Source organism: Polynucleobacter sp. MWH-Loch1C5 (genome assembly GCF_018881775.1).
GTDB lineage: Bacteria > Pseudomonadota > Gammaproteobacteria > Burkholderiales > Burkholderiaceae > Polynucleobacter.
Genome location: NZ_JACVPR010000001.1, coordinates 1,311,806 through 1,325,357 on the forward strand (window position 1 = coordinate 1,311,806; position 13,552 = coordinate 1,325,357).

12 protein-coding genes are annotated in these 13,552 nt (G+C 44.5%); 9 read left to right on the plus strand and 3 right to left on the minus strand.

The annotated features are described in order from the left end of the window. Positions 1-171: 171 nt before the first annotated feature. The 6 genes from pstS to phoB all read left to right on the plus strand — a co-directional run bounded on the left by pstS (position 172) and on the right by phoB (position 5,405). Positions 172-1,197: a phosphate ABC transporter substrate-binding protein PstS gene (pstS, locus tag ICE94_RS06630; RefSeq protein WP_216150052.1), complete on the plus strand. Its 1,026-nt coding sequence runs from the start codon at positions 172-174 to the stop codon at positions 1,195-1,197. 94 nt (positions 1,198-1,291) lie between these two features. Continuing rightward, positions 1,292-2,272, plus strand: a complete 981-nt coding sequence (pstC, locus tag ICE94_RS06635; RefSeq protein ID WP_216150054.1) for a phosphate ABC transporter permease subunit PstC — start codon at positions 1,292-1,294, stop codon at positions 2,270-2,272. After that, entirely contained in the window at positions 2,269-3,144 is an 876-nt protein-coding gene (gene pstA, locus ICE94_RS06640; RefSeq protein WP_370623782.1) for a phosphate ABC transporter permease PstA, read from the plus strand. The genes pstC and pstA overlap by 4 nt, the downstream gene beginning before the upstream one ends. A 53-nt stretch (positions 3,145-3,197) precedes the next feature. Then, positions 3,198-3,971 (plus strand): phosphate ABC transporter ATP-binding protein PstB, encoded by a 774-nt coding sequence (gene pstB / locus ICE94_RS06645; protein ID WP_255539158.1) that lies wholly within the window; start codon positions 3,198-3,200, stop codon positions 3,969-3,971. 15 nt (positions 3,972-3,986) lie between these two features. After that, complete coding sequence (phoU, locus tag ICE94_RS06650; protein ID WP_216150070.1) at positions 3,987-4,691, plus strand: phosphate signaling complex protein PhoU; 705 nt, start codon at positions 3,987-3,989, stop codon at positions 4,689-4,691. A 3-nt stretch (positions 4,692-4,694) separates the two neighbouring features. Then, positions 4,695-5,405, plus strand: a complete 711-nt coding sequence (gene phoB, locus ICE94_RS06655; RefSeq protein ID WP_216150072.1) for a phosphate regulon transcriptional regulator PhoB — start codon at positions 4,695-4,697, stop codon at positions 5,403-5,405. A gap of 43 nt (positions 5,406-5,448) precedes the next feature. Here phoB and ICE94_RS06660 read toward each other — a convergent pair whose 3' ends face one another. Further along, entirely contained in the window at positions 5,449-5,844 is a 396-nt protein-coding gene (locus ICE94_RS06660; protein WP_216150074.1) for a diacylglycerol kinase, read from the minus strand. A gap of 143 nt (positions 5,845-5,987) precedes the next feature. Between ICE94_RS06660 and ICE94_RS06665 the strand changes: the two genes are divergently transcribed. Then, positions 5,988-7,436, plus strand: a complete 1,449-nt coding sequence (locus ICE94_RS06665; protein ID WP_216150076.1) for a UDP-glucose/GDP-mannose dehydrogenase family protein — start codon at positions 5,988-5,990, stop codon at positions 7,434-7,436. Positions 7,437-7,462: 26 nt separating this feature from the next. Further along, on the plus strand, positions 7,463-8,764 hold the full coding sequence (gene phoR / locus ICE94_RS06670) for a phosphate regulon sensor histidine kinase PhoR (RefSeq protein WP_216150078.1): 1,302 nt from the start codon (positions 7,463-7,465) through the stop codon (positions 8,762-8,764). A gap of 8 nt (positions 8,765-8,772) precedes the next feature. Here the strand turns inward: phoR and ppk1 are convergent, their stop codons facing one another. Further along, entirely contained in the window at positions 8,773-10,860 is a 2,088-nt protein-coding gene (ppk1, locus tag ICE94_RS06675) for a polyphosphate kinase 1 (RefSeq protein WP_216150080.1), read from the minus strand. 112 nt (positions 10,861-10,972) lie between these two features. Between ppk1 and ppx the strand changes: the two genes are divergently transcribed. Continuing rightward, complete coding sequence (gene ppx / locus ICE94_RS06680; protein WP_216150082.1) at positions 10,973-12,538, plus strand: exopolyphosphatase; 1,566 nt, start codon at positions 10,973-10,975, stop codon at positions 12,536-12,538. A gap of 76 nt (positions 12,539-12,614) precedes the next feature. Here ppx and ICE94_RS06685 read toward each other — a convergent pair whose 3' ends face one another. Further along, positions 12,615-13,538, minus strand: a complete 924-nt coding sequence (locus ICE94_RS06685) for a GNAT family N-acetyltransferase (protein WP_216150084.1) — start codon at positions 13,536-13,538, stop codon at positions 12,615-12,617. Positions 13,539-13,552: the final 14 nt, after the last annotated feature.

Genomic DNA, 13,552 nt, shown 5'->3' on the forward strand with positions numbered 1-13,552 from the left:
CTATCCCCCATAAATCAAAAGGATTTTTTATATAAGATACTGTTTTATATAGTCTTTTAATATTAATCCTGAGTAATGAATTTCCTCTGTGAATGTCACAAAACTTTCACATATCCTAGGTATCGTTCACTTGTGTTGCATGGGCAGCACATTTAATGAATGAGGAAATATATGAAAGCTATTTTGACCAGATCTTTAGTTGCAGGTGTCTTTGCACTTTCAACAGTAACAGCATTTGCCGCTGACATCACGGGCGCAGGTGCAACATTCCCATATCCGATCTATGCGAAGTGGGCAGAGGCCTACAAAGCCAAGACACGTAATGGTTTGAACTATCAATCTATCGGCTCATCTGGCGGTGTCAAGCAGATCAAAGCTAAAACAGTTGATTTTGGTGCCACAGATAATCCTGTGAAGTTTGAAGATCTCGAAAAAGACGGTATGGTGCAATTCCCAGCCATCATTGGTGGCGTAGTACCTATTATTAACGTCGATGGTATCAAGCCAGGCCAGATCAAAGTCACTGGCGACATTTTGGCTCAGATGTTCATGGGTTATATCGTTAACTGGAATGACAAGCAAATTGCTGCCTTGAACCCAGGTGTGAAGTTGCCCGATGCCAGCATTACTGTAGTGCACCGTGCTGACGGTTCAGGTACTACAGCGATCTTTACAGACTATTTAGCTAAAGTGAACCCAACATGGAAAAAAGATGTGGGTGCTGGTGCTGCTGTGAAATGGCCTGCGGCTTCTTCAGTTGGTGGTAAGGGTAACGAAGGTGTCGCTGCTAACGTGGGCCGTATCAAGAACTCCATCGGTTATGTTGAGTATGCTTACGCTAAGAAAAATAAGATGACACATTTGACATTGCGCAATGCTGCAGGTCAATTTGTGGAGCCTGATGATGAGACATTTGCTGCTGCAGCAGCAGGCACAGACTGGGCCAAAATTCCTGGTATGGGTACATTCATTACGAATGCTCCAGGTGCTAAGTCATGGCCAATCACAGGTGCATCATTCATCTTGATGTACAAGCAGCCTACTAACAAAGCCAACGCTGCAGAAGTGATTAAGTTCTTTGACTTTGCTTTCAAAGAAGGTAAGAAGATGGCTGCTGAGTTGGACTACGTGCCAATGCCAGATGCTACGACTGACTTCATTCGTAAGAATATTTGGACGCAAATCAACACCAAATAATTGGTGCGTTTGAAACTAAAGTGATAACCGCAGCCCACAAGGCTGCGGTTTTATTGATTAAAAATAAGAATAAGTTGTTATCTGAGAGAATTTTATGAATCAAGCATCAGATATGTTGACACCACAAGCGGAGAAAGTACTCAAGCGCCAGCGCATCGAGGATTTCTTATTCCATAAAACAACCTTGATTTTTGCTTTAACGGTTTTGGTGGCGCTCATGGGGATCATTATTTCCCTGATCATCAATGCCTGGCCAGTTCTCAAAGAGTTTGGAGTTGGCTTTTTCTTCACGGTTGAGTGGGACATTATCAACGGTCAATTTGGTGGTTTGATTGCTATTTTTGGTACTGTAGTCACTGCTCTAATCGCTTTGTTGATTGCTGTACCGCTGAGTTTTGGTATTGCTGTTTTTCTGACAGAAACTTGCCCGATTCCTCTGCGCCGTCCATTAGGAACTGCGGTGGAATTGTTGGCTGCTGTGCCGTCCATCATTTATGGCATGTTCGGTTTGTTCGTATTCGCCCCTTTGTTTGCTGAGTACATTCAGCCTGCTCTAGCAGCTACTTTAGGTCAGATCCCAGGTTTGGGAATTCTATTTACCGGTGCTTTCAATGGCATAGGTATCTTGTGTGCGGGCCTTATTCTGGCCATGATGGTAATTCCATTTATCGCATCGGTGATGCGAGATGTATTTGAGATCGTACCCCCTGTTTTAAAAGAGTCTGCTTACGGTATTGGTTGTACCACCTGGGAGGTGGTCAATAAAATTGTCCTGCCATACACAAAAACAGGTGTGATAGGCGGCATCATGTTGGGTCTTGGTCGCGCCTTGGGTGAAACGATGGCGGTGACATTTGTGATTGGTAATGCCCACAAGCTCTCGGCATCTTTATTTGCTCCTGGTAATTCTATTGCCTCGACTCTAGCAAATGAGTTTGGTGAGGCTGAGCCTGGCTTGCACTTCTCTTCATTATTTGCGCTGGGCTTAGCTCTGTTCATTATTACTTTTTTAGTGTTAGCGCTCGCTAAATTAATGTTGGCTCGTATGGAAGCTGGACAAGGTAAAAAATCATGATGAATGCAACTGTCAACAGTAATATGAATCCTGCAATCTACGCTAAACGCAAGCGTAGTAATTGGATTGGTCTGACCTTATCTATGTCCGCCATGGGTGTTGGCATGGCGTTCTTGATGTGGATTTTGGCTATCTTGCTTTACAAGGGTATATCGGCTATTGATTTGAATCTCTTTATTTCAAGTACGCCTGCACCGGGTTCTGAGGGAGGTGGTTTAGCTAATGCAATCGTCGGAAGTTTGCTGATCGTTTTGTCCTGTACCCTCATCAGCACGCCTATTGGTGTCATGGCCGGGATTTATCTAGCAGAGTATGGTTCACGTAGCAAAATCGCCACCGTCACACGTTTTGTAACGGATATTATGTTATCCGCCCCATCGATTGTGATTGGCCTATTCGTGTACGCCATTTATGTTGCTCAGGTGAAACATTTTTCGGGTTGGGCGGGAACGATTGCTCTCTCTTTAATTGCGATTCCTGTTGTGGTCAGAACGACAGAAAATATGCTCAGCCTAGTGCCCATTCAGTTACGTGAAGCCGCTTATGCTTTAGGTGCACCTAAATGGAAGGTGTCGTTTAATGTGACACTCAAGGCTGCCCAGAGCGGTGTGATCACAGGTATCTTACTCGCCTTAGCGCGCGTCAGTGGTGAGACTGCCCCATTGTTATTTACGGCACTCAACAATCAATTTTTCTCTACTAATATGAATGCGCCGATGGCTAATTTGCCAGTGGTCATTTTCCAGTTTGCCATGAGTCCTTATGACAACTGGGTTGATTTAGCCTGGGGTGGTGCCTTACTGATTACCTTTGTTGTGCTGGGTTTGAATATATTGACGCGTGTTGTCTTTAGAAAAAAAGTACAGGTATAAGAAAGTAAAGTATGAGAACTAGCTTTGAGATTGAAAAAATTCAAGGAACAATTATGGATAACCAACAAGAATTAAAAAATGCACTTGAGATTAAGAACCTCAATTTTTACTATGGTTCATTTCAGGGTTTAAAGAACATTAATCTAAATATCGCTGAGCGTCATGTAACCGCCTTTATTGGGCCATCTGGTTGTGGTAAATCGACTCTGCTGCGAACCTTAAATCGTATGTATGACCTGTATCCAGGGCAGCGTGCTGAAGGTGAGATTAATTTCTACGGTATGAATATCCTAGATCCTAAGCAAGACTTGAACTTGCTACGTTCAAGGATAGGTATGGTTTTCCAAAAGCCAACACCATTCCCGATGACGATTTATGACAACATTGCCTTTGGTGTCAAGTTGTATGAGTCTTTATCGAAGGCAGAGATGGATGAGCGTGTGGAGTGGGCTTTAAATAAAGCTGCATTATGGAATGAAGTGAAAGATAAACTGGGTCAGAGTGGCTTATCTCTCTCTGGTGGTCAACAGCAACGTTTATGTATTGCTAGAGGTGTTGCAGTGAAGCCATCCATCTTGTTGCTTGATGAGCCCACATCTGCGTTGGATCCTATTTCCACTGCCAAGGTTGAAGAATTAGTCCACGAACTCAAAAAAGACTATACGATTGCCATTGTGACTCACAATATGCAGCAGGCTGCGCGTGTATCAGATTTCACGGCCTACATGTATTTGGGTGAGATGGTGGAGTTTGGTAAGACCGATGAATTATTTATTAAGCCGAAAAAGAAAGAGACCGAGGATTACATTACCGGTCGTTTCGGCTAAAACAGGAGACTAAAAATGGTAGATAAACATTTATCTTCACAATTTGATGCTGATTTAAATTCAGTATGTGGCAAGTTGCTCGAAATGGGTGGCCTTGTTGAGTCGCAAGTTTCTATGGGTATGCGTGCTTTCGCGCAGTTAGATGCTGAGCTGGCTGACCAAGTCATGGCTCGCGAGCGTGATGTTAATACGATGGAAGTAGAAATTGACTCAGCCTGCACAGAGTTAATTGCAAGACGTCAACCCACGGCTCGCGACTTGCGTTTAGTGATGGCTATCTCAAAAGCCATTACTAATTTGGAGCGTGCCGGTGACGAAGCGGATCGTATCGCACGTCGAACCAAGCACATCATGGAAGACAGTGCCTCACACGGCATCAACACTGCTGAAATCCGTTTGGCAGGCCAGATGGCGATTTCTCTTCTCAGAAGAAGTCTGGACTCATTTGCTCGTCTAGATACATCAGCTGCTGCTGATGTGGTCAGTGAAGATAAGCAGATTGATGAAGAGTTTCGTGCATTTGTTCGTAAGCTGGTGACCTATATGATGGAAGATCCGCGCACGATTTCAGTTGCCTTGGATATGTTGTTCATTGCTAAGGCTGTAGAGCGTATTGGCGATCATGCGAAGAACATCGCTGAATTCGTTATCTACATCGTTAAGGGAACTGATGTGCGCCATTTGCCACAAGAAAAACTACAACAAGAGGCAAAAAGCTAATTTATGGCAAGTAGTATCTTAATTGTTGAAGATGAACCCTCTATTGCTGAGCTCATTGCAGTTAATTTAAGCCATGCGGGCTTTTTGCCGGTGCGGGCGTTTCAAACAGAGCAAGCCTCGCAATTAATGAAGGAGGTCTTACCTGATTTAGTTGTGCTCGATTGGATGTTGCCAGGTAAGTCCGGAGTGCAGTTTGCGAAAGAACTCAGAGCTAACGAGCGCACTAAAGATATCCCCATTATTTTACTGACAGCCCGTAGTGAGGAGATGGACAAGATTGCAGGCTTGGAGGCGGGGGCGGATGATTACATCACTAAACCTTTCTCACCCAAAGAGCTCGTTGCTCGTATACGTGCCGTATTGCGACGCAGAGCTCCTCAGTTGGCAGACGAAGTGGTGCAGATCAATCAATTGAGGCTAGATCCAGTATCGCATCGTGTGACTGCCCAAGCTGATGGTCATGAATCTACCTTGGATCTGGGGCCTACTGAGTTCAGGCTACTTCATTTCTTGATGACTCATCCAGAACGAGTTCACTCTAGGAGCCAGTTATTGGATAAGGTATGGGGTGACCATGTCTTTGTTGAAGAGCGCACGGTGGATGTACATATTAAGCGTCTTAGAGCTGCTTTAGCCCCAGCAGGCTGCCAAAACTTGATAGAAACAGTGCGTGGTAGCGGCTATCGTTTAACTAAAAACCCGGTGCTTGAATAGCTTGGTTAGGAAGATATCCAAAGGCCACGGATTGTGGCCTTTTTTATATAAATTGATAAAGGATTAGACCCCAGGTCATGGCGCATATCAAGAGGGCCACCATCACTGCCGCACTACCAAAGTCTTTAGCTCGTTTTGATAAATCGTGAACCTCAAAAGAAATGCGATCAATCGCAGCCTCAACGCTGGAATTGAGTAATTCGACCACTAGAACGGCCAGAACTGAGCTAATCATTAATATTTTTTCTACCGCTGTGACCGGAAGAAAAATAGCAATCGGAATCAAAATTAAAGCCAGAAATAGTTCTTGTCGGAATGCACTTTCTTCGCGATAGGCAAACAGCAAGCCATTCCATGAGTTCACTGCCGCGCGTATAGCTCTGGTGATCCCTTTATTGCCTTTGTGTGGGTTATCTTCAATACGATAATTCGCGCTCATAGATCTCCTTTTATTTCAGGCACATTAAGCAATAGCTATGTGACAAGATGATGTCATTACTTGACTTCAATTTGTCACCAAGTCGTTAAATTTCTATCACATTGCCTTTGCACACTGTGAGTAATTTATGAACAGGGGGCAAAATGAAAGTCACAGTCATTGGCACGGGTTATGTAGGTCTAGTCACAGGCGCTTGTCTAGCTGAATTAGGTAATGAAGTATTTTGCTTAGATGTTGATGCTGAAAAAATTAATTTATTAAACCATGGCGGTATCCCAATTTACGAGCCAGGCTTGAAAGAAATCGTAGATCGTAACCGCGCTTATGGACGTTTAACTTTTTCGACAGATGTCGCCGCTAGCGTAGCCCATGGTGATATTCAATTTATTGCAGTTGGCACGCCTCCTGATGAAGATGGCTCAGCAGATATGCAGTATGTATTGGCTGCGGCTCGGGCGATTGGTCGTTGCATGACCACTTTTAAAGTGATTGTTGATAAATCCACGGTACCCGTAGGTACGGCTGATCGTGTGACTCAGGTCATTGCAGAAGAGTTGGCCATCAGGGGTTTACCTGCAGAAAACTTTTCAGTGGTCTCCAATCCTGAGTTTTTAAAAGAGGGGGCAGCTGTAGAAGATTTTATGAGGCCAGACCGGATTGTGATTGGTACTCAAACTAATGCAGCAGGTTTGGCCGCTAAAGAGCTGATGCGAAAGCTATATAGCCCATTTAATCGTCATCATGAACGTACTTACTATATGGATGTGAGAAGTGCGGAATTAACTAAATATGCAGCGAATGCCATGTTGGCTACCCGTATCTCCTTCATGAACGAAATTGCTAATTTAGCTGATCAAGTAGGGGCTGATATTGAGTCAGTTCGCCTAGGCATTGGTTCAGATAGCCGCATTGGTTATGGATTCTTATATGCGGGCACGGGGTATGGGGGTAGCTGTTTTCCAAAAGATGTGAGTGCACTTAATAAAATCGCCCAGCAATGTGGTCAAGATTTAAAGTTGCTCAGTGCCGTAGAAGCTGTCAACGAACAACAAAAACATATCCTAATCAAGAAAATCACCAGTAAGCTTGGCAAGGATTTAACAGGTAAAACTTTTGCCTTATGGGGTCTGGCATTTAAGCCTAATACAGACGATATGCGTGAAGCGCCGAGTCGAGTGATTATCCGTAATTTGTTGATGCGCGGTGCCTGCGTACAGGCCTTTGATCCTGTGGCGCAATTAGAAGCTCAAAGGGTGCTTTATCAAGATATGGCTGATATTCCAGAGTTATTGGATCAACTAGATTTTGTCGCAGATCCCCAGGATGCTCTTCGAGGATCTGATGCTTTAATTATCGTGACTGAATGGAAGCAATTTAGAAGTCCCGATTTTCACTTGATGAAGCAACAGCTCAAGCTCGGTATGATTTTTGATGGGCGTAATCTCTATGATCCACTACATCTTCAGGAATTAGGTCTGGAATATTACGGTGTTGGTAGAGCATCTCATGGGGCCGCGGACCCATTTGCCTTTGTTGATCAGAATCATCTTCCAACGAGTCGCGAGCCTCTCTATACACACTTCACTGCCTGATCTAAATAATTGGTAAGATTCGAGCTATGTTGTCTTTTCAAGCTCGCATTGTTACGATTATTCTAATCACCATCGTTTTGGGATGGATTTTCTCCCAGCTTTATGGTTTGGTAGGTGGTTTACTAGCAGCCCTGATTTTTTTGACTATCTTATTAGTTCATCAGCTTTGGCATGCCCAGAACTTCACTAAGCTTTTAATGACCGCGCGCTACGGAGATGTGCCCGGAGCATTAGGTATATGGGGTGAAATCTACTATCGCCTACATAAATTGGTCAAAGGGTGGCGTGACCAAGTCCTTGAGGTTGAGAAACAGCATCAGCGGTTTATTCAAGCGATTCAGGCATCTCCTAATGGTGTGATCATGCTGAATGAGGATGATCAGATTGAATGGTGCAATGAAGTCGCTGAGCAACATTTTGGCATACAAGCACGTCGCGATGCTATGCAAAGAATCACCCATATTCTGCGTAAGCCGGCTTTTGTTCAATATATATTGCGTCAAAATTATCGTGATCCGGTTCGCCTGACTAATATGGGTCTTTATGAGCAATATTCTTTGGATGTGCAAATTTTCCCCTATGGCGATAAGCAGAAGCTAGTGCTTTCCCAGGATATCTCTCAGATTGAAAAAACAGACGCTATGCGAAGAGATTTTGTGGCAAATGTTTCACATGAGTTAAAAACACCTTTGACTGTCATGGCCGGTTTTCTTGAAACCGTACAGGAGTTAGATTTAACTGCTGAAGAGAGACAGAAGTACCTTGGCCTGATCAGTGCTCAAACGGGTAGGATGAAAAATTTAGTGGATGATTTATTAACTTTGGCTAAATTAGAAGGAAATCCTGAGCCGCCGATCTCTCAGACCGTTCGGGTTTCTCAATTGATGCAGCGTCTAGTGATGGATGCAGAAGGTTTATCACAGGGTGCGCATCGTATTCGTTCGGAAATCTTGTCAAACAAAGACTTCTTGGGGGATGAGGCTGAAATTTACTCTGCCTTTAGTAATTTGGTTTCTAACGCTATTCGCTATACGCCTGCTGGTGGTGAAGTAACCGTCATTTGGAAGGATGCTGATGAGGGTGGTGTTGAGTTTGTTGTGATGGATACTGGGCCAGGTATAGCAGAGGAACACATACCACGTTTAACAGAACGCTTTTATCGGGTTGACCGAAGTCGTTCCCGTGAGACGGGTGGTACTGGTCTTGGTTTAGCCATTGTGAAGCATGTGGCCACACGCCATCAGGGAGAGTTGCGTATTACTTCTTCCTTAGGGATTGGTAGTCGCTTTACTATCTTTATCCCAGCTCAACGTGTGGTTTCTGAATAATTCAGAATTTAATCTGAGAGCAGTTTGACTAATTCTAATTGACCAATAAACGGCTTACTGCTAGACCTTGCTTGTAGTTGTTTATAGCTGCCCTCAGCTTGCATGATCCACGCGGTGGTGTTATCTTTTAAAAGCATCATAAAGCCTTCACGAATCACTCTGGCTTTTAGTTTCTTATCCAAGACTGGGAAGGCGACTTCAACACGTCTAAAGAGATTGCGATCCATCCAGTCTGCTGAGGATAGATATAAGGTCTCAGCACCATCTGCATAGAAATAATAAATACGGTGATGTTCTAAAAACTTACCAATAATGGAGCGAACTTTGATATTTTCAGAGAGTCCCGGTACGCCCGGTTGTAGTGCGCAGACACCACGAATGATCAAATCAATCTTGACGCCAGCGGCTGAGGCTTTATAGAGCTCGGCAATGATGGTCGGTTCTAGTAGGGCATTCATCTTAGCCATAATTCGTGCCTTACGGCCGGCTTTGGCAGCGCGTGCTTCAGCACGAATGTGCGCGATGAGCTCGCTATGCATAGTAAAGGGGGACTGCCATAATTGCTTGAGTTCAGTGCGGCTACCTGTACCAGTGAGTTGCATGAAGACATGATGCATATCTTCACAAATTTCTTGGTTGGCTGTCATTAGGCCAAAATCACTATATAAGCGAGCCGTTCGTGGGTGATAGTTTCCTGTACCTAAATGGGCATAGCGCTTGAGCAAGACCTTAGATTTGCGACGACCTTGTGCAGGAACGACTTCTCGCCGCACAATCAATAGCATCTTGGCATGACATTTATGGCCGACTACGCCATAGACCACATGAGCGCCCACTTTTTCTAATTTGGCCGCCCAAGATATATTGGTTTGCTCATCAAAGCGCGCCAGGAGTTCTACCACGACGGTCACTTCTTTACCGTTACGGGCTGCTTCCATGAGTGCATCCATCACTTGAGATTGATCGCCGGTTCGATAAACAGTTTGTTTAATCGCTAAAACATCAGGGTCACGCGCAGCTTCTTTGAGCATTTCAAGTACCGGATCAAAAGCCTCGTAAGGATGATGAAGTAATACATCTTTCTCATCCAAAATATCAAAAATGCTATGTTGACCAGGTTTTGGCGTTACAGATTTTGTCGGGGAGTGTTTGGGAAATTTAAGATCGGGCCGGTCGACCAGATCAGGAATTTGCACCAGTCGTACAAGATTGACGGGGCCGTTGACGCGATAACAATCTGCTTCGTTCAAATGATTCATTTGACGAAGATATTTAATCAAGCCTTCTGGCATGGTGTCGGTTACTTCGAGCCTTACGGCGTCTCCAAGATGGCGTGTGGGCAACTCACCCTGTAAGGCCGAGCGCAAATCGGTAATGTCATCTTCATCGACAAATAGATCCGAATTACGCGTGACCCTAAATTGGTGACAGCCGGTGACTGCCATCCCGGGAAAAAGCTGTGGGACAAAAGCTTGCATAAAGGATGATAGTAGTACAAAGCCATGGGGTGCATCACAGAGGTGACTTGGCATCGGTACCACACGCGGTAGGGAGCGCGGGGCTTGGACTACGGCTAAGCTAGCTTCACGCCCAAAGGCATCTTGACCTGAGAGGCTGACAAAAAAGTTCAAGCTCTTATTGATTACCTTGGGGAAAGGATGTGCTGGATCTAGTGCTATTGGGGTTAGAAGGGGAACCAGTTCGGTATTAAAGAATTCTTGAGCCCATTTTTTTTGCCCTGCACTCCATTGGTCAGCCAAATAAAAACGAATACCTTCTTTATTCATCTTAAGCAGGATGTCATCTTGTAATAGCTGATACATACGGCTCACCAAGGCATGGGCTCGTTGAGTTACTAAGTCATAGGCTTTGATGACACTCAAACCATCGGGAGTCTGATTTTGAGGGTTGTCGCGTAATTGCTCCTTCAAACCAGACATACGAATCTCAAAAAACTCGTCCATATTGCTAGATACAATACAGACAAAGCGTAAGCGCTCTAGTAAAGGAGTTTTGGGATTTTCGGCTTGAGCTAATACCCGAGCATTAAACTCCAGTACGCCAATTTCTCGGTTTAAAAGTGCTATTTTTGCCATGTCATGAGTGTGGCAAATCGATATGTCAAAAATATGACAATTTGATGAAATCCAATTGTCATCGCCATGTCATAAAGAAGTCATAATGTTGGAAAAAATAAACCTATCAATCATGTCTAGTTCGATTTCTGCACCCCAAAATAATTTTGCTAATCAAAAAGAAGAGCTAGTCGCTGCCGTTGACCTAGGGTCTAATAGTTTCCGTATGGTGATTGCTAAGGTGATGCACTCGCCATCGGGTACACAGCTTCTACCGATCGACACTCTGAGAGAGTCGGTTCGTCTGGCGGCTGGCTTGAAAGAAAACAAAACCCTGGATCAAAAGGCCTTTCAAAGGGGGCTTGAGGCTTTAAGTCGTTTTGGTGATCGCTTAAGACATTTCCATCCTAAACAAGTTCGTGCAGTGGCTACGAATACCTTGCGTGTGGCGCGCAATGCAGACCAATTTATTCATGAAGCACAAAGACTCTTGGGTTTCCCCATTGAAGTCATTGCAGGACGTGAAGAGGCGCGTCTGATTTATATTGGTGCTGCACATGATGCCCCTGCATGTGATGGTAAGCGCTTTGTCCTCGATATTGGGGGAGGGTCTACAGAATTCATTATTGGCGATGGTTATGACCCCAAGCTCTTAGAGTCCGTCTACATTGGATGCGTCTCGTATTCGCAACAGTTTTTCCCGAATGGTTTAGTTGATGCCTATTGCTTTAAGCAGGCTCAATTGGCGGCGCGACGAGAGATAGAGGTCATTTCCTCGCAATTCCGTAAGATGGGTTGGAAGCAGGCCATTGGTTCATCGGGTACGGCGCGTGCGATTGCGGAATTAATTGCTTTGAACGGTTTTGAAGGAGAGCCTCATGAGTTACCGGTGGGTGATTTTGGGGGTGTCATCACAAGAGATAGCCTTCATGCACTTAAAAAATCACTTATTGAATCTGAATACATTGATCGATCTCAATTGATAGGCCTTAAGGGCGATCGTCGCCCGGTTTTGCCAGGGGGCTTGGCAATCATGATGGCAGCCTTTGATGAATTAGAGATCGATCGTATGGAAGTTACCGAAGCTGCTTTGCGCTTAGGGGTTCTTTATGATTTGATTGGTCGAGAGCAGCATCACGATATGCGTTTTGTGACGGTTGAACAGTTCATGCAACGTTATAACGTCGATCGCTCTCAAGCTTTACGTGTACAAGAAATGGCGAGTTATTTCTTGCAACAATTTCCTAAGCCTAAGACTGAAAATCGTAAAGAAAATCTTAATTTACTAAGTTGGGCTGCGCAGTTACATGAAATTGGCCTCACTATTTCTCATAACGGTTATCACAAACACTCTGCTTATATTGCTACCCATGCTGATATGCCTGGTTTTTCTCGTTTAGATCAGGCGCGTTTGGCTGCTCTATTGCTAGGACATACGGGTAAGTTGGGGAAACTGGCTGTCAGCTCTGCTTATATCGATTGGCGTATGCTTTTTTCAATTCGCTTAGCTTATGTGATCTGTCGCAGAAGGGCTGATGAGAAAGTTCCTGATATACAAGTCAAAGAAATTGAAGGGGGATTCACCATTACGATACCTCAAGCTTGGGCACAAAAAAATCCTCTTACAGTCTACAGCCTAGAAAAAGAATCAAATGATTGGCAAAAAATTGATAAGCGTTATCAGATAGAAATGATTTGAAATCCCATTCCCTAGTAATAGAAAAAGCTTCCCAGTGGGAAGCTTTAATCATTCAAGTGGCCGATCTGATCGATGCTTACGATTGAGCCAAGAAGTGCTTAGCGTAACGCGGATGAATCTCATCAAGTCGCAACATCGTCAAGAAGTCAGCTGTATTGAAGTCTGGGTCCCAAGCGGGGTCGCCACAAATCTTGGCACCCAGACGCAGATAACCTTTAATCAGTGCAGGTGGCTCAACCTCTAATTGATGATTGAGCTCTTCAATTGGTAAGGCTAACTTAGGAAAGACGCGGTATTCAACATCCGTGAGATGTGAGGCGCTCAATTTCTTTGCTAGGCTAGCCGCATAGTGGCCACCGTCACCCATCGGTACGCTGGCACAACCGAGCATAATTTCGTAATTATTTTTCTTCATGTACTGACCTAAGCCGCTCCATAAAGCCATAATGACCCCGCCTGAACGGTAATCACGGTGTACGCAAGAGCGACCCACCTCGACCATTTTTTCGCGCAAATGACGCAGACGAACTAACTCAAACTCTGAGTCAGAGTAGAAGCAACCCATTTCTTTGGCGCGATGTGGCGGTAAAACACGATAAGTACCAATCACTTTTAAGGTCTCGTTATCACGTACCAATAAATGCTCACAGTAGTTGTCAAAAATATCGACATCAAGATCTTCAGCATGAGGGGCTAGGCGGGCACCCATTTCCTCGGCAAATACTTTGTAGCGTAGACGTTGAGCTTCCTTCACTTCATCCTGATGGCGCGCCCAGCTGACGGAAATAGGCTGTGATTCCTTCTTAATGTTTGCCGCTTGAGGACTAGGGCGCTCAATACGAACATTCACGGGTGCGGCACTATTTTTCTTTTTCAGACCGGGTAGTTTTTCTTTCAAAATGACTTGTAGTGGAGCCAGGCGTTCAGACAGACTTTTTTTAGTTTTAGTCTTGATGATGCCATCGGTTAAGATCGATAGTGGGTTTGGAATCTCTCTCATAAAACTGTCTTCCT

Bases quoted from the DNA above. Each gene is read 5' to 3' on its own strand.
- pstS (WP_216150052.1), top strand. From the start codon at position 172: ATGAAAGCTATTTTGACCAGATCTTTAGTTGCAGGTGTCTTTGCACTT.
- pstC (WP_216150054.1), top strand. From the start codon at position 1,292: ATGAATCAAGCATCAGATATGTTGACACCACAAGCGGAGAAAGTACTC.
- pstA (WP_370623782.1), top strand. From the start codon at position 2,269: ATGATGAATGCAACTGTCAACAGTAATATGAATCCTGCAATCTACGCT.
- pstB (WP_255539158.1), top strand. From the start codon at position 3,198: ATGGATAACCAACAAGAATTAAAAAATGCACTTGAGATTAAGAACCTC.
- phoU (WP_216150070.1), top strand. From the start codon at position 3,987: ATGGTAGATAAACATTTATCTTCACAATTTGATGCTGATTTAAATTCA.
- phoB (WP_216150072.1), top strand. From the start codon at position 4,695: ATGGCAAGTAGTATCTTAATTGTTGAAGATGAACCCTCTATTGCTGAG.
- ICE94_RS06660 (WP_216150074.1), bottom strand. From the start codon at position 5,844: ATGAGCGCGAATTATCGTATTGAAGATAACCCACACAAAGGCAATAAA.
- ICE94_RS06665 (WP_216150076.1), top strand. From the start codon at position 5,988: ATGAAAGTCACAGTCATTGGCACGGGTTATGTAGGTCTAGTCACAGGC.
- phoR (WP_216150078.1), top strand. From the start codon at position 7,463: ATGTTGTCTTTTCAAGCTCGCATTGTTACGATTATTCTAATCACCATC.
- ppk1 (WP_216150080.1), bottom strand. From the start codon at position 10,860: ATGGCAAAAATAGCACTTTTAAACCGAGAAATTGGCGTACTGGAGTTT.
- ppx (WP_216150082.1), top strand. From the start codon at position 10,973: ATGTCTAGTTCGATTTCTGCACCCCAAAATAATTTTGCTAATCAAAAA.
- ICE94_RS06685 (WP_216150084.1), bottom strand. From the start codon at position 13,538: ATGAGAGAGATTCCAAACCCACTATCGATCTTAACCGATGGCATCATC.